This window comes from Flavicella marina (assembly GCF_009193215.1).
Taxonomy (GTDB): Bacteria; Bacteroidota; Bacteroidia; order Flavobacteriales; family Flavobacteriaceae; genus Flavicella; species Flavicella marina.
The window spans coordinates 62,426-87,991 of record NZ_VYVA01000003.1 but is presented as its reverse complement, the minus strand read 5'-3'; the positions used below and the strand labels follow the sequence as shown (position 1 = coordinate 87,991).

The window sequence follows — 25,566 nt, the reverse complement described above, 5'->3', positions numbered from 1 at the left end:
ATTTGTATAATTTATATACAATTATTACAATTTTTACACAAGTCCCTTAAAACGTTTTATTTAAATTTGTCGGGTAAATTTAAGACAAGACATTATGACTAAATACGATGTAACCGTTATTGGTGCTGGACCTGGTGGATATGTAGCTGCAATTCGTTGCGCTCAATTAGGATTGAAAACTGCAATTATTGAAAAGTACTCTACTTTAGGAGGTACTTGTTTGAATGTTGGATGTATTCCTTCTAAAGCTTTATTAGATTCTTCTCATCATTACCACGATGCAAAAAAACATTTCGAAAAACATGGTATTGGTGTCGAAGGCTTAAGTTTAGATTTCGAACAAATGATCGCTCGTAAAGGAGAAGTTGTTGACCAAACTACTGGAGGGATTGATTATTTGATGAGTAAAAATAATATTGATCGCTATGAAGGTGTTGGATCTTTCTTCGATACTACACATATAAACATTGCGAAACCTGATGGATCGGTAGAAAAAATAGAATCTGCAAAAACAATTATTGCAACAGGTTCTAAGCCATCTACATTACCGTTTATTTCTTTGGATAAAAAACGTGTAATTACTTCTACAGAGGCATTAAAATTAAAAGAAGTACCTAAACACCTTATCGTTATTGGTGGTGGTGTAATCGGATTGGAATTAGGACAAGTATATGCACGATTAGGAGCGGAAGTTTCTGTAATTGAGTTTATGCCAAAAATTATTCCTGGAATGGACGGAATGCTTTCTAAAGAATTGCAAAAGTCATTAAAAAAACAAGGAATCAAATTCTTTGTAGGTCACAAAGTAACTTCTGTAACTAACACAGGTGACGAAGTTGTGGTAACTGCAGATGACAAAAAAGGAAATCCTGTAGAATTTAAAGGAGATTATTCATTGATCTCTGTTGGACGTAGACCTTATACTGATGGATTAGGATTGAACAATGTCGGTATTGTAACCACTGAAAGAGGTCAAATTGAAACGAATGAACATTTACAAACAAACATTCCAAATATTTACGCGATCGGTGATGTTGTAAAAGGTGCGATGTTAGCTCATAAAGCAGAAGAGGAAGGGACCATGGTAGCTGAATTGATTGCTGGAGAAAAACCACACATCAATTACAACTTAATTCCCGGTGTCGTATATACTTGGCCAGAAGTTGCCGCTGTAGGTAAAACAGAGGAGCAATTAAAAGAAGCAGGTGTAACATACAAAGTGGGTAGTTTCCCGATGCGTGCTTTAGGTAGAGCTAGAGCAAGTATGGACATTGACGGACAAGTAAAAGTATTGGCCGATGCTACAACCGATGAAATCTTAGGAGTGCATATGATTGGAGCTAGAGCAGCAGATATGATTGCTGAAGCAGTGGTTGCCATGGAATTTAGAGCATCAGCTGAAGATGTATCTAGAATGTCACATGCACATCCTACTTATACAGAAGCAATTAAGGAAGCTTGTTTGGCTGCAACAGACGACAGAGCATTGCATGTATAATTAATTACAACAAATATTAAAAAAGGTCTATGATATTCATAGACCTTTTTTATTTTCGCAAACAAAAAAAATGCTCTCAAAAATTTGTCTTACACTAAGTGTAACAGTTCTACTTGTTTCTTGTAGTCCAAAAATCAAAAGTAACTTCACTAAAAGATATCCCAGCTTATCTCAATCAGAAAAAATAAAAATTTACAAACCTGAGACATACGCGAAACGAGAAAATAATCATGATGAACTCATCGGTTCTGTATCCGTCTATGATGGCGGGTTTACAACAAATTGTTCTTATGATAAAATGCTACAAATAATTAAGGATAGTGCACGAATCAATGGTGGAAATATCATCGGTTTAAAAAAACACAGAAAGCCTTCATTATTTGGCTCATCGTGTCATCAATTTGAAGGAGATATTTTAAGACAGCATTCTAAACAGAATAATTCACTTAGTATCAATTCAAAAACAGACACAATTCAAGACAACACTTTTGACAACTTAAAAGAAGAAATAACACACCCTTTTTTGTTTAGCTTTAATATTGGTCCTTCTTTCGCAATTGGTAAAAAAGACAATAGTAGCGAGTTCACAAGAGCCATCCATGATATATTAAAAGTTGGAACTCAGTTTTCATTCAACGGTTTGTACAAAATTAATAATACAGAAGCGATTGGGCTGAAGTACAGTTATACTTATAGGGGTGGCAACGTTAACGATGTATTAATTGAATTTAACGACCCCAACAAACCAACCGAATTTGGAGTTTTTAATATCGAGACACAGGTAAACTATTATGCCCTCAAATTTTATGACGAATATCCATTTGGAAACAAAAAGAATAGATTTACTTTGGATGGCTCTGTTGGCTACTTTACTTACAAAGAAGTTTCAGGCATTGAAACAATTTTTACTGTAACGTCTGGCAACCTTGGCTTTGATTTTTATACAGGATATGAAAGAGTGATAGACGAACAATTTGCTATCGGAATTAATGCAGGAATATTCACAGGAAGCATCTCTAAATTAACTGTAAGTGACGGTCAGACAACTGAAAAAATTAATTTAGATAGAGAAAATCGAATGAACTTATCCAGTATAAACATTGGTCTAAATTTAAGTTATAGATTATAATTTCAATATGAAAAAACCCATCCCTACTCCCATTGCCGCTTACCTTATTAAAGACAAAGCGTATGCGTATTGCACTTGCGAAAAATCAAGTGAGTACCCTCATTGTGATGGAAGTCATAAAGGAACAGACAAAAAACCATTACTTTTTAAAGTCCCCGAAAACACAAAAACTTTTTTATGTACTTGTGGACATAGTCAGAACAAACCATACTGCGACGGATCTCACTAATTTAGAAACTCTCTAAAACCTTTTTTAGCTATTTTTAGGCAAACTAAAACACTTATTTATGCCTGTAGTAGAATTGAAAGAGGGAAGAAATTATTCTTACTGTACCTGTGGTCAATCGGAAACTATGCCGTTTTGCGATGGTACACACAAAGAAAATGGAGGAGGACCTCCACTAAGATTTAAAGCAGAAAAATCTGGAGAAAGCGCTCTTTGCGGATGTGGAAAAAGCCAAAACAAACCCTATTGCGATGGTTCGCACAACGGATAAAATAAAAAGCACCCTTAGACAAGCTCAGGGTGCTTTTTTTATACTGATACTATTGCTTAAGTCAACCTTCGTCAAGCTCAGGCCATTTTTTCTCTAATAAAGGGCTTCCATTTTTTCTTGTATCAAGTCTAATCTTAAATTTCCGACACTACCTATATGGGTATGATTTACATTTAGATCTGGCTTAAATTCTCCTTTTTGAATTTTCTCACCAACAATTTTATAGGCATCTCTAAACGGAGTACCTGCTTGAACCAAAGCATTTACTTCTTCAACGCTAAAGATGTATTTGTATTTATCATCGGCAACAATATTTTCTGTGATAATGATATTTTCTAAAGAAAACACCATCATATCCAAACATGATTTCAGGGTAGATACAGAAGGAATCAACCCTTCTTTTACCAATTGTAAATCTCTGTGGTATCCACTTGGCAAGTTATTTGTAATCAAAGTTAATTCATATGGTAATGCTTGTAACTTATTACACTTACCACGAATCAATTCAAAAACATCTGGATTTTTTTTATGGGGCATGATGCTAGAACCCGTTGTTAATTCATCAGGAAAAGTTACAAAACCAAAATTCTGACTCATATACAAGCAAATATCCATACTCATTTTAGACAACGTAGCAGAAATACTAGCTATTGCAAAAGAAATAGATTTTTCTAATTTCCCACGACCCATTTGAGCAGCGACAGAATTCACTTTTAAAGCTTCAAAACCTAATTCTTTTGTTGTCATTTCTCTATCAATAGGAAATGAAGATCCATATCCAGCAGCAGAACCCAATGGGTTTTGATCAGCTACTTTATAAGCAGCATCTAAAAAATGAACATCATCTATCAAACTCTCTGCATAGGCAGAAAACCACATTCCGAAAGAAGACGGCATTGCTACTTGCAAATGCGTATACCCCGGTAATAAATGATTTTTATATTTTTCAGCCAATTCGATCAACAAATCAAATAATTTTTTCGCCCATTCTTTTAATTCTAATATTGCCTCTTTAGAATACAAATGAACATCCAATAAAACTTGGTCATTTCTAGATCTTGCTGTATGAATTTTCTTTCCAGCATCTCCTAGTTTTTCAGTAAGTAACCACTCCACTTTAGAATGTACATCTTCAAAAGAATCTTCAATGGTAAAAGTTCCATCTTCCACAGTTTTCATAATAGCATTTAGTTCTGCAACCAAACCTTCTAACTCTTCATCAGTAATAGTACCAATTGAGTTTAACATCCTAGTTTGTGCAATATTTCCTAAAACATCGTACTTCGCTAATTGCAAATCCAATTCTCTATCGTTTCCTACAGTAAAAATGTCAATTTTTTTATCTGTAGCGTATCCTTTATCCCAAAGTTTCATATATCTACTTTTTGTATAGCGGCAAAGATACTGTTTCAATAAGAAAGAGAAAAATAGAGATTCAAATAAGTAACTATTTATAAAAAAATTACGACGTTTCTTTCACCAAAGATATTCTTTGATAAGCTTTGCGGTACTTTGAAGGAGACATTCCTATATGTTTTTGAAACTGACGATGAAAAAAAGTCAAGTTATTATAGCCCGTTTTATACCCTATCTCCGAAACTGAAAGATCCGTATCAATTAGCAACTTACATCCTATACTTATTTTATATTCATTCAAAAATGAAAAAAAAGATGCATTAAAGGTTTTTCTAAAGAATCGAGAAAAAGTATCTGCACTCATATTCATTTCACTAGCCACGTCTTGCAAAGCCACTTTCCCCAAATGGTTTTCTTTTAAATAATCATAAATAAACTTAATTCGATTACTTTCATTAAAAGACAAACTACTGGAAAAATTTGGACCTGCTAAAAAATCAAATCCATCACTCAATGCCAACTTTTGAAGCACCTGTAAAAAAACAATCAATCGATCAAAAGATTCTTTCTTTAGCAAACTGAGCAACATAGGCTTCACCTCTTCAGAAATCTCTTTATGAAATTTCAATCCCCTTTGCGCTCGTTTTAATAAATCTTTAATATGCTGTAACTCCTCTTTATTTAACCAATCACTTAAAACTTCCTCTCGCCATTGAATCACAACACATTCCACATCTTCAGTCTGCTCCCCAATGGTCTTCCAACAATGCGGCAAATTTGCTCCTACCATTACCAAGTCATCATTATCAAAAGTGTCCATATGATTCCCTACATATCGCACCCCTGTACTTTTAATAATATAAGTAAGTTCATATTCTTCATGAAAATGCCAAGCTGCTGGAAATTCTTTATCTTCAAACAGCGTTGCTCTAAATGAACTTCCTGGTGAAGTAGGTATGTTATGGATTCTAGCTTTCATTGCATCAAAAATACTTTATTCCGTGGATATTCACATAGGTTAAATATTAATAAAACCAATATAGTGTATAAATGTAATACAATCGTGTTTATATCGCAACCGATCGATAGCTATTTTTGTAGCAAACTAAATAACTTTTTATTTACAATATAAAATTCACATTATGTCTAAAGACATCCAAATTAGAAATGCAAAAGTATTCAAAGCTGTTGCTCCGTTAAAAAAACCAATTTCAGATGCTACTCATACACTAACAGAAATCTCTTTTTTAGTCTTGAGAATTCAACTAGAAAATGGTGTTATTGGAGAATCATATTTATTATCATTCCAGTATTCTCCGAATGCTATTGCTGGCGCATTAAAAGATGCTATTGACCATATCAAAGGTCATAAAGTAAACGAAATGGGTATCGTATATGACAAGCTTGATCATTTAGGTGAATATTTTGGAAACCAAGGAATCAACAGATGGGCACAAGCTGCTGTAAACATAGCCATGTGGGATGCCTGGGGAAAAACTTTAAACAAACCGGTACACGAAATCTTAGGTGTTTGTCATGAAAAAGTTTCTATTTATGGTAGCGGTGGATGGATTTCTTATTCTATTGATGAATTGATAGAAGAAGTTACAGGATATGCTGACCGCGGCTTTAAAGCAGTGAAAATTAAAGTTGGATCTCCAAAGGTTAGCACTGATATAGAACGTTTGAAATTAGTGCGTGAAGCCGTTGGAGATAAAGTAGACATCATGATGGATGCAAACCAAGGAATGGATTTGCCTTCTGCAATGAAATTATCAAGAGCTGCAAAAGAAATCAATATCAATTGGTTTGAAGAGCCTGTAAATCATCAAAATTTCCAAGCTTTTGAAATCTTAAAAAACCAAGCCGGAATATCATTGGCCATGGGAGAAAGAGAATACGACACGCTTCCATTAAGAGAATTGGTTTCTAGAAATGCTTTAGACATTTGGCAACCTGATATTTTAAGAATCGGTGGTGTAGAAAAATGGAGAGAGAGCGCAGCCTTAGCGAATAGTTTTAATTTACCTGTACTCCCACATTATTACAAAGATTATGATGTACCTTTATTATGTACCATACCAAATGGTGTAGGTGCTGAATCTTTTGATTGGGTTGATCCGTTGATTGACAATCCAATGGTCATTCAAGATGGTTTTGCAAAACCACATAATAAACCAGGATGGGGATTCAGTTTTATTGACGAAGCATTAACAGAAATTAAATTTTAATGAGTTTACAAGTATTTTCTTTGAAAGGGCAACTAGCTCTTGTTACTGGTGGTGGAACCGGAATTGGTCTAGGAATATCAAAAGCCTTGGTGGAGGCCGGCGCAAAAGTTGTTATTACTGGACGTCGAAAAGAGGTGTTAAAAGAAGCCGTTGCCACACTTGGTGACCAAGCATCTTATCGTGTTAACGATATCACAGATAAATCAAATATCTCGGCTTTAGTTACTGACATTGAATCTAAAGAAGGGGCTATTGATATTTTGGTAAACAATGCAGGAATTCATCATAAAGCATGGGCCCAAGACACTTCTGATGCCGATTTTGAAAGAGTTATCCAAACCAACTTATTGAGTGTTTTTTCTTTAACAAGAGAATGTGCCAAAGGGATGTTGGAAAGAAAAAAAGGAGCCATTATTATGATTGGATCGATGGCCGGTTTATTTGGTATCGACAGAGTTATAGCATACAGTGTGTCTAAAACGGCACTAACAGGATTGGTAAATAGCTTGACTACTGAGTATGCAAAAAGCAATGTGCGCGTAAACGCAATTGCACCTGGATGGATCACCTCTAACATGTTCTTAAACGCAGTAAACAAAGACCCTGAGAGAAAATTACAAATCACCAATCGTATCGCAATGGATCATTTTGGAACTACAGAAGACATTGGTAATGCAGCAGTTTTTTTAAGTTCGGAAGCAGCCAAGTACATCACCGGAGTAATACTACCTGTTGATGGAGGAGCAACCGTAAATTTCTAACAAAGAATTATTTGACAATGAAAATCGATACAAAACCAACCTATATCCAAGGGGATTCAAGCATCAGTCCTTATTTTAATAATAAAAGTCGATTGGTTTACGGAACCTCAGGACTAGGAGGCGTATGGGGAGCTGTAAAAGAATCAGATTCTATTGAAGCTTTACTCTATGCTTTAGAAAATGGGATCAGCGTATTTGACACTGCTCCATCTTACGGGGAAGCGGAAAATTATCTTGGCAAAGCTTTAAATCAATGGACTGGAGCGAAACCTTTTGTAAGCACTAAAATAGGGCGCTTGAAAGGTGCAGATGCTTTTGACACCAAACTTGATTACAGTCCTGATGGAATGCAAAGGAGTTTAGAGAATAGTTTAAACACTCTAAATATTTCTAAAATTGATCTTCTGTTTTTACACGAACCACAATTGGTACCTTTAGATAAAATTGATGAAGTCTTAAATACTTTAAAAAGTTTTAAAGCACAAGGTTTGATTGATCGAATTGGAGTAGGCGGAAATCCATCCGAAGATTTCAAACCCTATATAACCAAAGAAAATTTTGATGTCGTTTCTGGTTTTCTAAAAATGAACGCTTGCAATTTAAGTGTCTTTAACGGAGATATTCAACAATTTTCTAAAGAAGGGATAGCCTATTATGCGGCATCTGCTTTGCATTTTTCGTTGTTAGGAAATCGATTTCAAAAATACCTAGATGAAGGTGTCGATGGAGAATGGATTACAGAAAATGATGTAAAAAACGCAACTGCTGTGAACAACATTGCAACAGAAATAAACATGCCTTTGGCTACCTTAGCGCAACGTTATCTTTTTTCAATAAAAGAGGCGGACCGTGTTGTGATGGGAGCTAGAACGCCTGCTCAAATAAAGGCAACTATAGCCGATTGGAAGCAAGGAAAATTGAGCGAAGAAATTTTTGACAGAATAACAAACGCCATCATATAAAAAGCAAAGTCCATGAAAGCAATTAGTTTAAAGAAGCCTGGTGAATGGCATATGCTAGAAAAAGAACAACCTAATTCTCAATTGGAAAATGGTCAGGTATTGTTAAAAGTAAATAAAATTGGAGTCTGTGGAACAGATTTACATGCCTATAAAGGACAACAGCCTTTTTTTAATTACCCTAGAATTTTAGGTCACGAATTAGCCGTAGAAGTTGTTGCAATCGCATCTGATGTTACCAAAGTAAAAGTAGGCGATAGATGTTCTGTTGAACCCTATTATAATGATATCATCGGACAAGCAGTAAAAAGAGGTAAAACCAATTGTGGTGAAAATTTACAAGTTTTAGGTGTGCATGTTGACGGCGGGATGCAAGAATATTTTGTGTATCCTGAAAAATTTCTACATCCAACAAACTCGTTAAGTGACGATCAATTAGCCATGATAGAACCGCTTGCTATTGGTTGTCATGCAGTGGATAGAGCTGATATAAATGAAAACGATATCGTGTTAGTTATCGGCGCAGGTCCTATTGGACTTGGAACCATTCAATTTACACAATTGAAAGGAGCTAGAGTAATTGCAATGGATATTGATGATTCAAAACTAGAACAATGTAAAAAAATCACTAAGGTAAAAGATACTATTAATGCCTTAGGAGATGTAGAAAAAGAATTAAGCACGCTACTAAATGGTGATTTGCCAACTGTTATTTTGGATGCTACAGGCAACCCAACCTCTATGATGAATACATTCAAATATGCAGCAGCTGGAGGAACGATTGTATTTATTGGTCTTTTTATGGGGGATGTAACTTTTAACGACCCTGCATTTCATAAAAAAGAATTGACGCTTAAAGCTAGTAGGGCAGCTATGGGTTCTGATTTTGGAAGAATTATTCGACTGATAGAAGCTGGTAAAATTGACGCTTCTTCTTTTATCACTCATAGAATGAGTTTTGATACTGTGACCACTGAATTTGTAAAATTATACGATAAAAAAAACTTAATAAAAGCCATTATTGAATTATAACCCCCTTTATGAGCACAACAAAAAATAACAACGCACAGTTTATAGTTCCTTTAATCATTGTAATGACATTGATGTTTTTTTGGAATCTAAGCCGAAATATTAATGACGTATTAATACCTCATTTAAAAAGAGCATGTCAATTAACAGATTTTCAATCTTCTTTAGTTCAGTCAGCATTTTTTGGTGCATATTTTGTAATGGCTTTACCAGCTGGTTGGTACATACAAAAACAAGGATATAGAAAAGGAATGATTGCCGGTTTATTGATATCGGCCATTGGGGCGTTTTTATTTTTTCCCGCTGCTGAAACAAGAATTTATTCATTTTTCTTGCTCGCATTGTTCATTATGGCAGCCGGTTTTGCCGTACTAGAAGTTACTGCCTCTCCATATATTACGAAACTCGGAAACCCAGAAGGAGCCTCAAGTCGATTAAGTATGGCAGCTGCAATTGGCTCTGTTGGTGCAACCATTGCTCCGGTACTAGCATCTGTGCTTTTTTTACATGAAGTAGACATTCCACAAGAAACAATTGATGCGTTTTCTCCTAGTGAACTAGAAGTTTTTTTAACAGATGAAGCTGCATTGGTTAAATCTCCTTATTTAATTCTTTCTGGAATATTAGTGGTCATCGCATTGGTAGTTGTTTTTATAAAACTTCCAAAAATTAAAGAAGAAGAGGGCGGTGATAAAAAACGCCTACTTGATATTTTAAAATTCAAACATACCTTATACGGTGTAGGAGCTGAATTTTTTTATGTGGGAGCTGAAGTTGGAATTGTAAGTTTCATTATAAGATATGCTAAATGGTTTGAAATACCTGAACTAACAGAACAAAAGTCTGCACAATTCATAACTGCCTTTATGGGACTTGTTTTGCTAGGAAGATTGGTTGGAGTATATATTTTAAACAGATTTAAACCGCAGCATGTTTTAGCTTTCTGTAGCATCGGCGCATTTGTCATGGTCTCTATCGCTATTGGAAGTAATGGTTATTTCTCGTTAGCATGTTTGTCATTAGTCGGTCTTTTTACTTCTATCGTTTACCCGATTATATTTAGTTTGAGCATGAAAGACTTAAAAGAATATACTAAAACAGGATCTTCGGTATTCTTATTAGGAATTGTTGGTGGTGCAATCATCCCTCCTTTAATGGGATATATTTCTGATGAAGTCGGAATTAAATTCTCTTTTATCATTCCATTAATCTGCTATGTATACCTTCTATTTTTTGCAATTAAAGGTCATAGAGTTACTATTAAAGCTTAATTATATGAAAATTCAATCAACTCGATTCATACAGCTACCCCTTGTAGGCTTTTTGATAATTCTAAATTCTTGTGCTCCCAAAAAACAAAACAAAGCGGTTGAAAATTTTAAAATTATACTAGGTCAAGTTTCAGAACAATCAATATTCACAGACAAGGATGACATCACGGTTTGGGGAGGTTCTGCAATAAAAGGTGAAGATGGACTCTATCACATGTTTTATTCACGTTGGAAAAAAGATTTAGGTTGGGCCTGGGTAACACATTCTGAAATTGCGCATGCTGTTTCGAATTCTCCTTTTGGTCCTTTTACCTACAAAAATGTGGTTTTTCCAGTTCGTGGTGCTCATTATTGGGATGGGTTATGTACGCACAATCCAACAGTACATAAATTTGATGGTAAATATTACTTATACTATATGGGAAACACTGGAGATGGTGTAAATCCATGCGTACCTGGAAAAATTAAATACAATTGGACACATAGAAACAATCAAAGAATTGGAGTTGCAGTTGCTGATGATCCCAATGGTCCTTGGAAGCGTTTAGATACTCCATTGATTGATGCAAGTGAGGATGAAGATGCACTTGATGCGATGTTGGCTAACAATCCTTCTATCACCAAAAGACCTGATGGTGGCTATTTAATGGTTTATAAGGCTGTTGGAAAAAAAGTAAAGAAAATATATGGAGGTCCTGTTGTGCATTGTGTTGCTACATCCGACAGTCCAACGGGTCCATTTAAAAAACATAATATTCAAGTTTTTCAAGCCAAAGGAACAGATTTCCCTGCAGAAGACCCCTACATTTGGTATCAGGATGGAAAATACAGAGCCATTGTTAAAGATATGCATGGCGCTTTTACAGATGCAGGTCAAGCTTTGGTTTTGTTTGAATCCCACGATGGATTTGATTGGAATTTATCTAAAAACCCATTGGTTTCTAAATTAGAAATTCAATGGAAAGATGGAAGTCTACTAAAATTAAAGCACTTAGAACGACCACAAATATATTCTGAAAATGGCAAGCCCGTCGCTCTATTTTGCGCCGCAGACACAACAGACACTAAAGGTGTTTTGCATTCATGGAATGTACAAATCCCAATAAAAGCGGGTAACTTTAAATAATTATTGCTTTATGGAACAAAAAAAAAATAAAAGGTTTACTTACTATTTCACAGCCAAAAACTCCGGACTGATTCCTTTTTTTCAAAATTTGAAAAAGGACAACAACAATCTTGAGTTTCAAAGCTTCCAAATAGAAAGCAATTACTTTTTAATCATTGATGCTCCTGTTGATTTCAACTCTAAAAATATTTTCAATATTATTTGCAAAACAGAGGGATTTCATGAGGTTGACAATGTTTTCCCAAATCCTGATGAGGCTTTAGAAAGAATCTATGAATTAGATCAAAAAGACCTATTTTCTCCTTGTGAGGGACAATTAAAAGAAACAGTTCTTCCATTCAAACGTTTTGTGTGGACACTTTTACTGGAACCTTCATTAATTGAAGAATACAAAAGAGTTCACTCCATTGGTATGGCATGGCCAGAAATTACCGCTAACATGAAATCTATTGGGGTAAAAGATATGGAAATATACCTGCATCAAAACAGAGCTATTTTGATCATGGACACCAAACCTGATTTTAATTTAGATGAAATAGGTCCCAAATGGCAAAGTCTTCCTAGAGAAGAAGAATGGCAAAAATATGTAGCTAAATTTCAGAAAACAGATCCCAATAGTTCTATTCAAGAAAAATGGAAAGACCTGTTTTCCATCTAATTACAAAGACAACCATAAAAAACATCCTGAAAATAAGAATTTTTCTATCATGCATAATATACAAGAAACAACAAAAAACATTACAAGGTTATTTACAATCCTTTTTATAGCAACCCTAGTATCCTGTAATACAAAAAAAGAAGAAAAACAGAAAGACGATTTTGAATACCAAGAAAACTGGAAAAGTCTACAGCATTATGAAATCCCGCAATGGATGAAAGATGCAAAATTTGGAATTTTTATTCACTGGGGACCACATTCGGTTGCCGAGTTGCATTCTGATTGGTACGCTAGATGGATGTACCAGGACAAAGGTCAAATAGATCATATCACAGGCAAGGTTGTTGGTTCTGATCCGCATCCAGCATTTACACATCACATTAAAAAATTTGGAGACCACAATAAAGTTGGATATAAGGATATTATTCCAATGTGGACTATGGAAAATTTCAACCCTCAAGAATGGGTAAGCTTATTTAAAGAGGCAGGTGCCCAATATGTAATCCCTGTTGCAGAGCACCATGATGGTTATGCTATTTATGAGTCGTCAATCACACCCTACAACGCTGTTGACATGGGACCAAAACGTGATGTATTTAAAGAACTCGCTTTGGAAATAAAAAAACAAGGATTGATTTTTGGAGCAAGTTCACATTTGGCATTTAATTGGAATTTCTACAATCAGCAAGACTACTTTGACACAGGAGATTCAAAATATGCCGCTCTTTACGCTCCTCAACATGAAGCATACACACCTGCAAGTAAGGAATGGTTGGCTAATACTTGGTGGCCAAGAACCAAAGAAATTATTGACCAATACCAACCAGATGTATTTTGGTTTGATTTTTATTTAGACAGACCGGAGTTCGCTCCTTATCATAAAAAATTAGCTGCTTATTATTATAACTCAGGGCTAAAACGAAATAAAAACGTGGTATTGCAAACGAAAAACCTAGGTTACGAATCGTACAAACCCGGAACTCATATGCTAGATCTAGAGCGTAGTAAAATGGATTCTTTGAGACCTTCTTACTGGCAAACAGACACTTCTATTGGAAAAAACTCTTGGTATTACGTAAAAGATTGGCAACCTAAATCTGCTGAAAGTATTGTTGCCGATTTAGTAGACATCGTTAGTAAAAACGGATGTTTACTATTAAACATTGGACCTAGAAAAGATGGAATCATTCCTGATGATCAAAAGAAAACTTTATTAGATATTGGTGCTTGGCTAAAAATCAATGCAGAGGCTGTTTATGGTTCTAAATACTATGATATTTACGGAGAAGGTCCTACAAAAACAGAAACAGGTCACCTATCTGAAGGCAAAAACAAAGGCTTTACTCAAAAAGATATTCGATTTACAACAAATAACAATGCTTTGTATGCAACCGTGCTAAAAACACCTACAGAAGACATTCAAATAAAATATCTTACCGACTCGAAAATCAAAATAAAAACAATTCAACTATTAGGTTCTGATGTAAATATTACATTCGAACAATCAGAAGACGGAACAACCATTATATTGCCAAAAGGCATTGAACTACCTAGTGCTTGGGTATTTAAAATCACTAAATAATGCGATGTTTTATCTAAATCTCATATTTCATATTTTCATAAAACGATCATCAAAACTATTCCTAATGGTTTTGACGATCGTTTCTTTCTTTGATGCAACATCTCAAAATAAAACAAAGTCGAACGTGATTTTAACACTTACAATGAACACGGTTATGGAGATATAAGCTGTCATGGAAACCCTTATATTCAAACTACCAATATTGACAAACTACATACTGAATCTGTTCGATTTACTGATTTTCATGTAGATCCGACTTGTGCACCAACTCGTTCTGCACTCATGACCGGAAAATATCCCCATCATGTAGGTGTATGGCGTACCTCTGACGAGGAAATTACTTAAGAAAATCTGAGACTACCATTGCTGATATTTTTAAGAAAGTAGGGTATCATACTGCTCTATTTGGAAAATGGCGCCTTAGGGTAAATTATCCATATAGACCAATGGAAAGAGGTTTTTGTGAGTGGCTTGGAAATGGTGATGGAGGCATCGGTACAACACATGATTATTTTTATAAATACCAATCCGAAAGTTAAATTTATTTCAAATGTCTGTTATCCTAAAAAAAACATTTGTTGCTGCTGCTATCAAACTATCCTACTAATTTTATTAAAAACTTTCATCATGAAAAAATCAAGCTTGATTATTTTAATATGCATAAGCCTATCAATTAAAGCAATATCCCAAAATCCTATTATCAAACATATATACACTGCAGATCCAACTGCCCGCGTATACAATGGAAAACTATTCATTTACCCTTCTCATGATGTGCCTTGGGATAAAGAATGGGAAAAATTAGGAGCTGTAAAAGAAGGGCATGGTCATGTAATGACTGATTATCATGCTTTTTCAACTAGCGACCTTGTGAATTTCACAGATCACGGAGTTATCGTTGCGCAAAAAGATGTGCCTTGGGGAAATAAAGTTGGTTATGGAATGTGGGCACCCTGCATCACCTATAAAAACGGCATGTATTATTATTATTTCCCTAATACTCCTGAAGATAAAAGTGGATTTCGTCAAATAGGTCTTGCCACAGCCACACAACCCGAAGGACCTTTTTCAATTGAACCTAATTATATAAAAGGACTAAAAGGAATTGACCCAAATCCATTTATAGATGACGATGGTCAAGCCTACATGTATTGGGGAGGAGGAAAAGGAAACTCTTTGAAAGTTGTAAAGCTTTCAGCAGACATGAAATCTATCCAAGGAGAAATTGTTAGTATCAAAGACTTACCTCAAGAATATAAAGAAGGACCATTTGTATTTAAAAGAAATGAAGTCTATTACCTAACATTCCCGCACAATCTTGATACTAAAAAAAGTACTGAAGAAATCGGTTATGCAATTTCTAAATCACCCCTTGGACCATTTGAATACAAAGGAACACTAATGGATCGTTTTAAAGATTGTTGGACCAATCATCACTCCATCGTTCAATACAAAAAACAATGGTATATGTTTTACCATCATAATGACATTTCAAAAGCTGGTAACCTAAGGTCGGTATGCGTAGACAGTCTATTTTTCAATACTGACGGATCCATTCAAAAAGTTACACCCACATTAAGAGGTGTAGGTTTGCTATCTGCAACCGATACGATTCAGATCGATCGCTATTCTAGAATCCACGATGCGAAAGTTGATTTTATTAAAGGGGTTGGAGTTCCTGAATGGAAAGTGACAAAAACAAAACCAGACAGTTGGGTACAATTCAATTCTGTCAACTTTGATACAAAAATCAAATTTATCAAACTTCAAATAGCAAACTCTGGCCGCACAGGAACTATTGAAGTATGGGAAAATACTATAAAAGGCAAACTAATTGCCAATGTAAAAATTGACAATACCGGAGGTAAATGGAAAAATATTCAAACTAAAATAAAACACAAACCTAAAGGTGTTGTAAATATTGTTTGCGTCTTTAAATCTGAAAAAGAAAATGATTTAGAAATAGACTGGCTGCTGTTTTCTAAAAAAAAATAAGCAGATTTTATACGGAATAAATTATCAATCATTTTTTCAAAAAAAAAAATCACATGTTTAAAAGTTATAACTTATCAAAACTATTCTTCCTACAAGTATGTATCTTTTTTACGATCCATTCTCATGGACAAATAAACATCAATGATTTGTACAGTGAAAGGGTAGAGTCTGACGACTCTATTATTTGGCAAATGGTTTCTCCAGGAAATGGAGGAATGTCGAACACTTTGCGTTACCACCCAACAATACCAGGACATGTTACGTTTATGGGAGACATGTGGTGTTCTTACCTTTCAACAGACAATGGAAAAAGATGGACAAGTATTACCGACCACGATGGTAATGGAAATTTTGAACGTCAACGTGATTTGGTCTATGCCACCGATGATCCAGATTTTGGAATATCCATCTGCGGGTCACTAATGTTTAAATCTGAAGATACCGGAAAATCATGGCAACCAGTAAAAAACTGTCCATGGTATGAACCACAAGCTGATGGTCTTGATAGATCCTCATGGCATAGTAAAGTCGGTGGTTTAGGTATCGACCCTAGCAATAAAAATATTTGGTTTGTGGGAGGAGGAAAATTTGTAAGAGGAGATGTTTCATTCTCATGCTTCAAAAATCCCACACTTACCCAACCTTTCGAAACAAACGTGAGGAATAAAGGAAAACTATGGAGAACAAAAAACGGAGGTCAAAGTTGGATAGATGTCGGTTCTGACATAAATGCTGAAGCTCAAATAGGTCCTATCAAAATACATCCTAAGAATTCAAATATTGTTTTCGCAGCAACTACACATGGTGTATACAAATCTACAAACGGAGGTGATAATTGGATCAATATTAGTTCAGGAAAAATAGACAACAATATTATCATGGACTTAGATTATTACTATGATTCTGCAAGTGAAACATTTATTTTATACATTATCGATCAGGTTCAATACGTAGCAGATGGTCAAACAACCAAATGTACCGGTGGAATATTTCAATCTAAAGACGAAGGACTTACATGGAGTAATAGCAACGGAAATATATACCTAGATTTGAATCGATTGAAAGGAAGTGTTCCCAACTATTATTACCGATATATCGCAAAATGGTTTGGCATTACTGAAGCACAAGCAAAAAACACGTACCCTAAACTGCCTACAAAAGCTTTGCAGCCCATGGATCAACTCGCATCCGATCCTACTCGAGAAGGTGCATTATATGTAGGACTCCCTTCAACACACACAAATAACTCTATTATTCCTGGTAGGTTATGGACGACAAATGATGGTGGTATCAATTGGACAAATACAGCGAGATTGAACACGCATGTTTGGGAAATTGACAAAGATTATTGGGAAGAAAGAGGAAACCCATGGAAACAAAACATGGAAATTGGAATAGAGTCTCACCATGTACAATGGGGGGACAATTATGCACTTCGAGGAACGCGAGGATTAGATGTAGGAGTTGATGGAAGCGTTATGATGTTATCTGAGCATACCACTTCACTTAGCAAAGATTATGGTAAAACATGGGAACAAGCCGATTCAGACTTCACACCCTCTGGTGCCTTTTTAGGCAGAGGAAATAGTGATTTACCTGCGCACGTAATTGCACAAGACAAGAGACTACCACAAACCTATTTAGGCTCAGGTGAACACCGCCTTTGGATAACGACTGACGATAGCCTTGATGAAAGACAAGCCATAAAAAACATTATGAATTCGGTAGAAACGATTTCAACAATAGCTTTTGACCCTTACAACGAAAACATCGTTTACACTACCTCTTCTAGACAAGCCGAAAAACAATACATCTATAGAAGTGATGATGCAGGTGAAAACTGGTTCAAACATGGTGTTGCAACTCCAGGTACAGATACTTGGGCTGATGATTTTTACACGAATGCATTAACTATTGACCCAATAGATAACAATTATATGTATCATGGAATTACACAGATTGGCAAAAAAGAAAGAGCTAATGAGGGAGGTTTTTTTAGGTCTACAGATGGAGGAAAAACATTTCATCAAAGTAATGATGGTTTGCCAAGCCCCTGTAGAATTATAGACATACAATTTGACCCTAGAGACATTACTCGTGCGTCATTATTCGCCGCTGCAGAAAAATATAGTTTTAACTACCACTCACCACTTACCGAAGGAGGTTTGTACCATTCTAAAGATAGAGGTTTGCATTGGAAAAAAATAAATACTCCTACTTCGGTTGAAGGAATACGTAAAATTAGAATCGACCCAACGAATCGAATGTATATCACTACAGGATTTAGAGGTGGAGGAAATGGCGTTTGGTATACAGATGATTTTGGAGAAAATTGGACACAAGTATTTTCGTATCCTCGAGTCGAACACATAGATATCTCACCTTTTGACCATAATTTGATCGCAATTACCTTGCGCTATTTATCAAAAAACCCTGGTGTTTATATCAGCCGAGATAGAGGTAAAACATGGAATAAAAGCAATACAAATATTGTGATTCCTCAACATATTGAAGACTTAAAATTTGACATTCATGATGCAAGTAAAATTTGGATTGGAACTATTGGAACAGGTTTTTATAAGGGAACTATAAATGATGGAAAAAAGATACAAGTCGTAAAACTATCCGAAACAAAAATCACTAGTAACACTCAGCTCAGAGCAGAAATAATTAATGATGCATATACGAATGAAACCATTTCATGGCATTCCGAAAATCCAAGTGTTGCCACTGTAGATCAATATGGAAATGTAAAACAAATAAGCAAAGGAACAACCAAGATTTGGGCTTCAGTTGCAGAGGGGCGATTTACTGATTACAGCATTGCGGTATTCAAAAACATGCCAGTTAAAAATGACAATTTCACTATAAAAACAATTGACGTTAGCTGCCCTGGAGAGCAGAATGGACGTCTTAGTATTACTTCAAAATCGAATCAAAACTTTGATATTCGTATCTTAGGTACAGCCTATGAACAAACAATTTCTTTTACAGAAACGTTATTGATTGAAAACTTGAATTCTGGTGTATATGAACTAATCATTACACAACCCGAAACTATTGGTTTTAAACAAAAATTCATTATCAATATTGGAGGTGGTAGTCCATTAATTGTGAACTCTATCATGTTGAATGACAACAAATCTATCAAATTGGAACTCTCGGGAAGTGATTTGTACAATATCTATTTCAACGACACACAACTACAGAGCACAACTAATGAAATAACCCTAGAGCTAGTTCAAGGAAAAAACAAACTTGAGGTAAAAACTGAAAATGACTGCCAAGGTATCTTTTTTAAAGAAGTGAATTTAACCAACACATTTACAGTAGAGCCCATTCCAAGCTCAGAACTACTCTATTTAACAACAACACTCCCTGTTAAAAAAAAAGTTCAAATTTCAATCTATCAACTTTCAGGTCAATTGATTCTACAAAAAAACACTTTATTAATTGATAAAACCTCTATCGACATTTCTAATATCGAACCCGGAATTTACATCTTGAAAGTGAACGGTCCAGATTTCGATGAAACCAAAAAAATAATTATCAATTAAGAACGTGCATCATACGATTTCTGACAAAATCGAGATATAAAACGCCACACCATCCTTTACCTCTTGCACATAAATAAACTCATCTGCAGAATGTGAACGTAAAGAATCTCCAGGACCTAATTTAACCGACTGGCAGGTCAACCTACATTGATCTGAAAGCGTTGGAGAACCATATGTTTTTTTCCCTAAGGCAATACCCGCTTTTACAAATTCGTGGTTCGGATCGATACGAGAAGAATTTAATCGCAACGATCTTGGAGTCACTTCACATGCTGTATTTTCTTTGATGATCTCAGCTATTTCTTGATTAGAATACGCATCTGTAACTCTACAATCCACAACAAAATTTAATTCTGATGGAACCACATTGTGTTGTTTCCCTGAGTTTATTTGAGAAACCGTCATCTTTACCTTTCCTAAAGATTCAGATATTTTTGGAAATTCAAATGAATTGAACCAACTCAAATCTTTCAATGCTTTATAAATCGGATTTTGGTCGTTTGGAATATGTGCTGCATGACCAGGAGTACCTGTAACTTTTCCATCAAAAACTACCAGTCCTTTCTCGGCAATCGCCAAATCTAATAAAGTAGGTTCACCTACAATCGCAAAATCAATTTTTGGTAAAAGTGGTTGCATATATGCAATTCCGTTTTCACCTGAAATTTCTTCTTCAGCAGTTGCCGCTAAAATGAAATTGTATTTTAAATTTTCTTTTTCGTAGAAATATAGAAATGCAGCAATCAAACCTACCAAACACCCACCGGCATCATTAGAACCCAAACCAAATAGTTTTCCATCTTCAATTTTTGCTTCAAACGGATCTCTCGTATACGCAGCATTTGGTTTTACAGTATCATGATGAGAGTTCAACAAAACAGTTGGTTTTGATTCATCAAAATGTTTGTTGACTGCCCATATATTATTTAAATCTCTCTTCACAGCCACACCTCTTTCTTCAAGCCAATCTAACAAAATGATAGCAGTGCTATCCTCTTCTTTCGAAAAAGATTGTGTTTGAATTAACAATTGCAAAAGCTCCAGGGCTTCGTTTTGTAATTTTTCTAGCATAATTATATTTCTATTATTGCAATATATTTCTGCGCCTATTTCGGCACTAGAAATGAGATGCTATGTTATTGCGTTCACTTCAACAAGCTCCGTGTACAAATTTGTTTACAAGGTAAGTGTTGTAAATAATTGTTCTTTGTTTACTACTACCGTAGGGTTTCCTATAACTACTTCTTTTACTCCTTTTGATAAGGCGTTGAAACAGTTTTCCATTTTAGGCAACATTCCGTCTGCAATAATTCCGTTCTCTTTTAGCTCAGCATATTTTTCAGAATCGATTGCCGTAATTACAGAATCATCATCATCAACAGAAGTCAACACCCCATTTTTTTCGAAGGTATAAATTAAGGATACCTCATACAATTCAGACATTCCAACAGCAATCGTACTAGCGATAGTATCTGCGTTTGTATTTAACAATTGACCATTCCCATCGTGCGTAATCGCACAGAAAACAGGTGTCATTCCTCCTTCGATAAATGTAGCTATATTTTTTGCGTTGATGCCATCAACATCCCCTGCAAAACCATAATCAACATCAACAACTTTACGTTTATGCGCTTGAATTGAATTTCCATCTGCTCCAGACAAACCAAGTGCGTTACACCCTTTGGCTTGCAATGTAGCAGCGATATTTTTATTGAGCAAACCAGCATAGACCATAGTTACTATTTCTAAGGTTGTTTTATCTGTTACTCTTCGACCATTGATCATCGTAGCTTCAAGACCTAAATCAGCAGCCAACTGCGTAGCTCGTTTTCCACCACCATGTACCAAGATTTTGTTCCCTTCAAGTGCTGAAAAATCTGTTAAAAAACTTTCTAAAGCTTCTGGGTTGTTTATAACGTTACCACCAACTTTTACTATTGTTAATTTTTCCATTTGTTTTCATTCTAGAGTAAACCGGATTACGATACTTTGACAAGCTCACATCCGCATACATTCAATAATCTAAAGATTTTCTAAGATTTTTTTCAAAACAATTTGTGCAGAATAGGTTCTATTATTCGCTTGCTTGATCACGATAGAATTTTCTGAATCGATTACCTCGTCGGCTACAACTACATTTCTTCTCACGGGTAAACAGTGCATAAATTTTGCATTGTCTGTAACTTCCATTTTATCGGCAGATATCATCCAAGATACATCTGTACAAGCTACCTTTCCATAATCGTTGTATGATGACCAGTTTTTTGTATAAATAAAATCGGCTCCTTCGAATGCTTTTTTCTGATCATATTCAATCGTTGCTCCTTTCGTTTTCTCAAGATTTAACTCATACCCTTTCGGATGCGTAATTACCACCTCAAAATCATCTTCGTGCGCCAAAGCCATTTCTGCAAAAGAATTACCTACGGCATGTGGCAAAGCTCGAGGATGTGGTGCCCAAGAAAGCACTACTTTTAATTTCTTTTTTTCTGGCTTGTGCTCCTCAATGGTAATCGCATCTGCCAACGCCTGTAAAGGATGTCCAACAGACGACTCCATATTTAAAATAGGCACAGTAGCATATTTTTTAAAACTTTCTAACACTTCTTCAGCTTCATCTTTTTCTTTGTCTTCTAATCCTGCAAAAGCACGGATCGCAATTACATCACAATATTGAGAAATCACTTGAGCCGCTTCTTTGATATGTTCAGACTTCCCTTGATCCATTATAGTACCATCTTCGTATTCCAACTGCCAACCTTCAGCACCAAAATTCATTACGATAGGTTCCATCCCTAAATTCAGCGCAGCTTTTTGAGTACTCAAACGGGTACGCAAACTGTTATTAAAGAACAACAAACCAATTGTTTTGTTTTTACCTAAATCTTGAAATTGTAAAGGATTTTTCTTTAATTCGATTGCTTCTATTACCGTATCCTTGATACTAGGTAAATCGTGAATAGACATGTAATGTTTCATGGACTTCTAAATTATTATAAGGCCCAAAAATACGGAATTTAGAAATGAATTTCACTATCAGTAATCCATTAAGTATTTTTACATTTGTAAAAAAATCGACATGAAATCTCTTCTTTATTTTAGTGCCCTATTGTTTTGTTTGTCTTGTGGTAAAAGCTATGACACAGAGATAAAAGTAGAAAAATTGGCAGAATCTAACGTAAGTTGGAATGGAGCTGCTTTGCCTGCTTATGCTGAAGGCACCCCTAAAGTGACGATTTTAAAAATCACCATTCCACCAAAAACCAAATTACATGTACACAAACATCTAGTAATTAATGCAGGAGTGCTACTAACGGGTGAATTGACTGTTCATGATGAATTAGGAAACACCCTTGAAATGAAAGCCGGTGATGCTTTGATAGAACTGGTGAACGCTTACCATTACGGAATAAACAATGGTACGATTGCGGCAGAAATTATTGTGGTATATGCTGGCACAGAAGGTGTACCTATTACCGTGCTTAAAGAAGAGTAATTCTACTGTAAGCGTAACAAAACTTCACCTAAATCTGTACCTAGCCGCTCTTGACCAATATGATTATAATGCAAGTTATCTGAATGTTTCGGATAATCTAACCAGGGATCTTTAGGTTTTGTTTTTACCAATTCGCATCGACTGTCATTTTGAGCAACTTTTTCCATAGCTTTTCGAACTAACATTGGTCCTTCTTTAAATTTTCTTGGCAAAGGATTTACTTGCCCGAACACAAAAGGCATATCTAAGGTTTTAAATTCTTTTCGATATCCTTGAATCAACAACTCCAAATTTTCTTGATAAGCATTTGCCGTTTCTGGTTTATTTGTATCTGCTTCTCCTTGCATCCATGCCATTCCTATTATTTTATAGGGAATTCCTTTGTCATCTAATTTCTTTAGTTCTTGATGAATCTGATTTTGATGGGCAGCATACAGTTGCATCGTTTGCCTTTCTTTTCCTCGTTCGGAAAACACTGCTTTTTCTTTGGAATAATCAGCACTCCAAGCACCATACAAAGAAGTGCCTCCAACTGCTTTTTTTATAAATAAATATTTTTGAGTAGGATGTGCCTCAGCTAATGTCAAGGCAATAAATATTTCAGGACCAAAATGCTTTGTAAAATTATACTTCTCTGATGGCTTGCCATTTTTTGGTGCGATAGGTTGTGCTTTAATTTTCGGATTTTCAGAAACACTCAGAACAACTCTCCCTTTTATGGTCTCAAATCTTTTTTTGGTTTTTTCATCAAGTTGGTCGTAATCTCCATGCCCCGCCATATTTGACTGCCCTGCCAACAACACAACATGTATGGTGTCTTGTGCATGTATTTTTGTTAGAAGCAAAAACAACGAAGCAACAACGAATACATTTTTTTTCATCATTATTTTTTTAATATCCATTTAAAAACCTTTGCGTTTACTTCTTCTGGAGCCACTTGATGACCGCCAGAAAAACTAAATTCTTTTATTTCTGCATTAAATTTTATCAACGTTTCGGCATCTTTATCTTTCCATTTGTTCGCTCCTGTATCATCAATTCCATTGACCATTGCAACTTTTAAGTCTTTTTGGTATGTTTTATCTTGATACGCATCCCCACCAAGCCAACCTCCATAGGCGATTATCCCTGCAATATTTTGATCAATTCGGGTTGTCAATTGATAAGAGCGCATAGCTCCTCCTGAAAAACCAGCCAAATAAACTTTCGATGCTTTGTGAGGAATATTTTTGAAAATCGCTGCCAAAACTTCATCTTCCATTAGGCGTTCCAATTCTTGGTCTATCATACCATTTTTTAATTTATCACATCCGACCAACAACACCTTATTTTCATCAGCAACCTTTTTTAAAGACTCAAGAAATCTTTCACCATCACCGGCAGGACTAAAGGCAATAATCATCGCCTTTCTTTTAGTGGGCTTCACTTTTTTTGGTACATAAACATGATACACCATATTCGTTGTACCTTCTGCTCGAAATTTCACCGTTTCACCTGGGATAAGCTGAGATACATCTTTAAAAAAATCACCATAAAGCTTCTCGTTCAAACGAATTAGTTTCTCTGCAAATACAACTCCTAATCGTTTTTGTCCTTCTGCATTGTAATGCACATTATCACTATGTTTCGGGTAATCAGACCAAGAAAGGTCTTTCGTTGTTGGAATATAAGACGAACTATAATCGGAGTTTGCAGTTTTCGCAATAGCCATTCTTACCATATCTGGTCCACCGTCGAATTCTCCATATCTCGAATTTATTTGACCATACACAGCAGGCAATTCGTTTAGATTTAAATCGCGTTGGTAACTTGCCTTTAAATTTTTAAGATTTTTTCTATAACTCTTGGCAGAAACTTCATAGGCTGCATCGTTTTCACCTTGCATCCAACCAAAACCAATGATTTGACAACTTTTATTTTCTTGTTCTAACTGCTGAATTCCCTTAAGAATATCAGCAATATGCAGTTCATACAATTTCAAGTTTTGTTTGTAATCTCCTTTTTCTACTTCCTTTGCTTTCTCTGAACTCCAATTCGGATTCCAAGCTCCATACAAAGCTGTACCCCCCTGAGATCGTTTGATCAACAAAAAATTTTTATCCGGATACTTTTCTGCTAGAGTCACGCCAATAAACAACTCTGGACCGAATCGTTTTGTGAAATTGTATTTCTTTCCTGGTTTGTTTTTGTAATAAGACAATGGATAAGGTTTCGAACCATTAAAAATCACTGAAACCCTGTCTTGCACATTTTCAATTCTTTGATAATCTTCATCGGTAAGATTCTCGTAATTTCCTCCTCCCGCCATATTAGATTGGCCAGCTAACAAAACAATTTGAACATCTTTATCAAAATTTTGAGCTTGTGAATTGTGCCAAAAACTGAACAGACTCAAACATAAAAAAACAATATTTTTCATAA

General features: G+C 35.4%; 23 protein-coding genes. 16 read left to right on the top strand and 7 right to left on the bottom strand.

What is annotated here, in order from left to right; all coding sequences use genetic code 11:
* The first annotated feature begins 94 nt into the window (after window positions 1-94).
* The 4 genes from lpdA (at window position 95) to F6P99_RS07375 (ending at window position 3,124) form a co-directional block, all read left to right on the top strand.
* A complete protein-coding gene (lpdA, locus tag F6P99_RS07390) occupies window positions 95-1,498 on the top strand; it encodes a dihydrolipoyl dehydrogenase (protein WP_152286834.1) in 1,404 nt (467 codons plus the stop codon).
* A gap of 70 nt (window positions 1,499-1,568) precedes the next feature.
* Window positions 1,569-2,627: a hypothetical protein gene (locus F6P99_RS07385; RefSeq protein WP_152286833.1), complete on the top strand. Its 1,059-nt coding sequence runs from the start codon at window positions 1,569-1,571 to the stop codon at window positions 2,625-2,627.
* A 7-nt stretch (window positions 2,628-2,634) separates the two neighbouring features.
* Window positions 2,635-2,856, top strand: coding sequence for a CDGSH iron-sulfur domain-containing protein (locus F6P99_RS07380; RefSeq protein WP_152286832.1), 222 nt, complete (start codon window positions 2,635-2,637; stop codon window positions 2,854-2,856).
* Window positions 2,857-2,914: 58 nt separating this feature from the next.
* On the top strand, window positions 2,915-3,124 hold the full coding sequence (locus tag F6P99_RS07375; RefSeq protein ID WP_152286831.1) for a CDGSH iron-sulfur domain-containing protein: 210 nt from the start codon (window positions 2,915-2,917) through the stop codon (window positions 3,122-3,124).
* Between the two features lie 93 nt (window positions 3,125-3,217).
* Here F6P99_RS07375 and argH read toward each other — a convergent pair whose 3' ends face one another.
* Together argH and F6P99_RS07365 are read right to left on the bottom strand one after the other, a co-directional pair.
* Window positions 3,218-4,498, bottom strand: coding sequence for an argininosuccinate lyase (gene argH / locus F6P99_RS07370; RefSeq protein ID WP_152286830.1), 1,281 nt, complete (start codon window positions 4,496-4,498; stop codon window positions 3,218-3,220).
* An 88-nt stretch (window positions 4,499-4,586) separates the two neighbouring features.
* Window positions 4,587-5,459 carry an AraC family transcriptional regulator gene (locus F6P99_RS07365; RefSeq protein WP_152286829.1) on the bottom strand — a complete coding sequence of 291 codons (873 nt, stop codon included), beginning with the start codon at window positions 5,457-5,459 and terminating at the stop codon, window positions 4,587-4,589.
* Between the two features lie 163 nt (window positions 5,460-5,622).
* On the opposite strand from F6P99_RS07365, the gene F6P99_RS07360 reads away from it, so the two are divergent.
* The 11 genes from F6P99_RS07360 to F6P99_RS07310 all read left to right on the top strand — a co-directional run bounded on the left by F6P99_RS07360 (window position 5,623) and on the right by F6P99_RS07310 (window position 19,649).
* Window positions 5,623-6,711: a mandelate racemase/muconate lactonizing enzyme family protein gene (locus F6P99_RS07360; protein WP_152286828.1), complete on the top strand. Its 1,089-nt coding sequence runs from the start codon at window positions 5,623-5,625 to the stop codon at window positions 6,709-6,711.
* The gene (locus F6P99_RS07355) at window positions 6,711-7,472 is read left to right on the top strand and encodes an SDR family NAD(P)-dependent oxidoreductase (RefSeq protein WP_152286827.1); all 762 of its coding nucleotides are present in this window, start codon (window positions 6,711-6,713) and stop codon (window positions 7,470-7,472) included. The genes F6P99_RS07360 and F6P99_RS07355 overlap by 1 nt, the downstream gene beginning before the upstream one ends.
* A gap of 17 nt (window positions 7,473-7,489) precedes the next feature.
* Complete coding sequence (locus tag F6P99_RS07350) at window positions 7,490-8,434, top strand: aldo/keto reductase (RefSeq protein ID WP_152286826.1); 945 nt, start codon at window positions 7,490-7,492, stop codon at window positions 8,432-8,434.
* Window positions 8,435-8,446: 12 nt separating this feature from the next.
* The gene (locus F6P99_RS07345; protein WP_152286825.1) at window positions 8,447-9,463 is read left to right on the top strand and encodes a zinc-binding alcohol dehydrogenase family protein; all 1,017 of its coding nucleotides are present in this window, start codon (window positions 8,447-8,449) and stop codon (window positions 9,461-9,463) included.
* An 8-nt stretch (window positions 9,464-9,471) separates the two neighbouring features.
* A complete protein-coding gene (gene fucP, locus F6P99_RS07340) occupies window positions 9,472-10,731 on the top strand; it encodes an L-fucose:H+ symporter permease (RefSeq protein ID WP_152286824.1) in 1,260 nt (419 codons plus the stop codon).
* A 4-nt stretch (window positions 10,732-10,735) separates the two neighbouring features.
* Window positions 10,736-11,857 (top strand): glycoside hydrolase family protein, encoded by a 1,122-nt coding sequence (locus F6P99_RS07335; RefSeq protein WP_152286823.1) that lies wholly within the window; start codon window positions 10,736-10,738, stop codon window positions 11,855-11,857.
* Between the two features lie 10 nt (window positions 11,858-11,867).
* A complete protein-coding gene (locus F6P99_RS07330; RefSeq protein ID WP_152286822.1) occupies window positions 11,868-12,515 on the top strand; it encodes an L-rhamnose mutarotase in 648 nt (215 codons plus the stop codon).
* A 49-nt stretch (window positions 12,516-12,564) separates the two neighbouring features.
* Complete coding sequence (locus tag F6P99_RS07325; RefSeq protein WP_152286821.1) at window positions 12,565-14,097, top strand: alpha-L-fucosidase; 1,533 nt, start codon at window positions 12,565-12,567, stop codon at window positions 14,095-14,097.
* 162 nt (window positions 14,098-14,259) lie between these two features.
* Complete coding sequence (locus tag F6P99_RS13510; RefSeq protein ID WP_317162577.1) at window positions 14,260-14,442, top strand: sulfatase-like hydrolase/transferase; 183 nt, start codon at window positions 14,260-14,262, stop codon at window positions 14,440-14,442.
* Between the two features lie 282 nt (window positions 14,443-14,724).
* Window positions 14,725-16,092: a family 43 glycosylhydrolase gene (locus F6P99_RS07315; RefSeq protein WP_152286820.1), complete on the top strand. Its 1,368-nt coding sequence runs from the start codon at window positions 14,725-14,727 to the stop codon at window positions 16,090-16,092.
* A 53-nt stretch (window positions 16,093-16,145) separates the two neighbouring features.
* Window positions 16,146-19,649 carry a VPS10 domain-containing protein gene (locus tag F6P99_RS07310; RefSeq protein ID WP_152286819.1) on the top strand — a complete coding sequence of 1,168 codons (3,504 nt, stop codon included), beginning with the start codon at window positions 16,146-16,148 and terminating at the stop codon, window positions 19,647-19,649.
* Between the two features lie 9 nt (window positions 19,650-19,658).
* On the opposite strand, the gene F6P99_RS07305 is transcribed toward F6P99_RS07310, so the two are convergent.
* The 3 genes from F6P99_RS07305 to F6P99_RS07295 form a co-directional block, all read right to left on the bottom strand.
* Complete coding sequence (locus F6P99_RS07305) at window positions 19,659-20,720, bottom strand: M20 family metallo-hydrolase (RefSeq protein ID WP_193316024.1); 1,062 nt, start codon at window positions 20,718-20,720, stop codon at window positions 19,659-19,661.
* Between the two features lie 105 nt (window positions 20,721-20,825).
* Entirely contained in the window at window positions 20,826-21,602 is a 777-nt protein-coding gene (gene argB, locus F6P99_RS07300) for an acetylglutamate kinase (RefSeq protein WP_152286817.1), read from the bottom strand.
* Between the two features lie 69 nt (window positions 21,603-21,671).
* Window positions 21,672-22,628, bottom strand: a complete 957-nt coding sequence (locus tag F6P99_RS07295; RefSeq protein ID WP_152286816.1) for an N-acetylornithine carbamoyltransferase — start codon at window positions 22,626-22,628, stop codon at window positions 21,672-21,674.
* A 100-nt stretch (window positions 22,629-22,728) separates the two neighbouring features.
* Between F6P99_RS07295 and F6P99_RS07290 the strand changes: the two genes are divergently transcribed.
* Window positions 22,729-23,145 carry a cupin domain-containing protein gene (locus F6P99_RS07290; RefSeq protein WP_152286815.1) on the top strand — a complete coding sequence of 139 codons (417 nt, stop codon included), beginning with the start codon at window positions 22,729-22,731 and terminating at the stop codon, window positions 23,143-23,145.
* Between the two features lie 2 nt (window positions 23,146-23,147).
* On the opposite strand, the gene F6P99_RS07285 is transcribed toward F6P99_RS07290, so the two are convergent.
* On the bottom strand, window positions 23,148-24,029 hold the full coding sequence (locus tag F6P99_RS07285) for a sialate O-acetylesterase (RefSeq protein ID WP_193316023.1): 882 nt from the start codon (window positions 24,027-24,029) through the stop codon (window positions 23,148-23,150).
* Window positions 24,029-25,564, bottom strand: coding sequence for a sialate O-acetylesterase (locus F6P99_RS07280; protein ID WP_152286813.1), 1,536 nt, complete (start codon window positions 25,562-25,564; stop codon window positions 24,029-24,031). The genes F6P99_RS07285 and F6P99_RS07280 overlap by 1 nt, the downstream gene beginning before the upstream one ends.
* Between the last annotated feature and the right edge of the window lie 2 nt (window positions 25,565-25,566).

Bases quoted from the DNA above. Each gene is read 5' to 3' on its own strand.
- lpdA (WP_152286834.1), top strand. From the start codon at position 95: ATGACTAAATACGATGTAACCGTTATTGGTGCTGGACCTGGTGGATAT.
- F6P99_RS07360 (WP_152286828.1), top strand. From the start codon at position 5,623: ATGTCTAAAGACATCCAAATTAGAAATGCAAAAGTATTCAAAGCTGTT.
- F6P99_RS07310 (WP_152286819.1), top strand. From the start codon at position 16,146: ATGTTTAAAAGTTATAACTTATCAAAACTATTCTTCCTACAAGTATGT.
- F6P99_RS07315 (WP_152286820.1), top strand. From the start codon at position 14,725: ATGAAAAAATCAAGCTTGATTATTTTAATATGCATAAGCCTATCAATT.
- F6P99_RS07365 (WP_152286829.1), bottom strand. From the start codon at position 5,459: ATGAAAGCTAGAATCCATAACATACCTACTTCACCAGGAAGTTCATTT.
- F6P99_RS07355 (WP_152286827.1), top strand. From the start codon at position 6,711: ATGAGTTTACAAGTATTTTCTTTGAAAGGGCAACTAGCTCTTGTTACT.
- F6P99_RS07380 (WP_152286832.1), top strand. From the start codon at position 2,635: ATGAAAAAACCCATCCCTACTCCCATTGCCGCTTACCTTATTAAAGAC.
- argB (WP_152286817.1), bottom strand. From the start codon at position 21,602: ATGGAAAAATTAACAATAGTAAAAGTTGGTGGTAACGTTATAAACAAC.
- F6P99_RS07345 (WP_152286825.1), top strand. From the start codon at position 8,447: ATGAAAGCAATTAGTTTAAAGAAGCCTGGTGAATGGCATATGCTAGAA.
- F6P99_RS07280 (WP_152286813.1), bottom strand. From the start codon at position 25,564: ATGAAAAATATTGTTTTTTTATGTTTGAGTCTGTTCAGTTTTTGGCAC.
- F6P99_RS07295 (WP_152286816.1), bottom strand. From the start codon at position 22,628: ATGAAACATTACATGTCTATTCACGATTTACCTAGTATCAAGGATACG.
- F6P99_RS07375 (WP_152286831.1), top strand. From the start codon at position 2,915: ATGCCTGTAGTAGAATTGAAAGAGGGAAGAAATTATTCTTACTGTACC.
- F6P99_RS07330 (WP_152286822.1), top strand. From the start codon at position 11,868: ATGGAACAAAAAAAAAATAAAAGGTTTACTTACTATTTCACAGCCAAA.
- F6P99_RS07290 (WP_152286815.1), top strand. From the start codon at position 22,729: ATGAAATCTCTTCTTTATTTTAGTGCCCTATTGTTTTGTTTGTCTTGT.
- F6P99_RS07325 (WP_152286821.1), top strand. From the start codon at position 12,565: ATGCATAATATACAAGAAACAACAAAAAACATTACAAGGTTATTTACA.
- F6P99_RS07305 (WP_193316024.1), bottom strand. From the start codon at position 20,720: ATGCTAGAAAAATTACAAAACGAAGCCCTGGAGCTTTTGCAATTGTTA.
- F6P99_RS07385 (WP_152286833.1), top strand. From the start codon at position 1,569: ATGCTCTCAAAAATTTGTCTTACACTAAGTGTAACAGTTCTACTTGTT.
- F6P99_RS07335 (WP_152286823.1), top strand. From the start codon at position 10,736: ATGAAAATTCAATCAACTCGATTCATACAGCTACCCCTTGTAGGCTTT.
- argH (WP_152286830.1), bottom strand. From the start codon at position 4,498: ATGAAACTTTGGGATAAAGGATACGCTACAGATAAAAAAATTGACATT.
- F6P99_RS07350 (WP_152286826.1), top strand. From the start codon at position 7,490: ATGAAAATCGATACAAAACCAACCTATATCCAAGGGGATTCAAGCATC.
- F6P99_RS07285 (WP_193316023.1), bottom strand. From the start codon at position 24,029: ATGATGAAAAAAAATGTATTCGTTGTTGCTTCGTTGTTTTTGCTTCTA.
- fucP (WP_152286824.1), top strand. From the start codon at position 9,472: ATGAGCACAACAAAAAATAACAACGCACAGTTTATAGTTCCTTTAATC.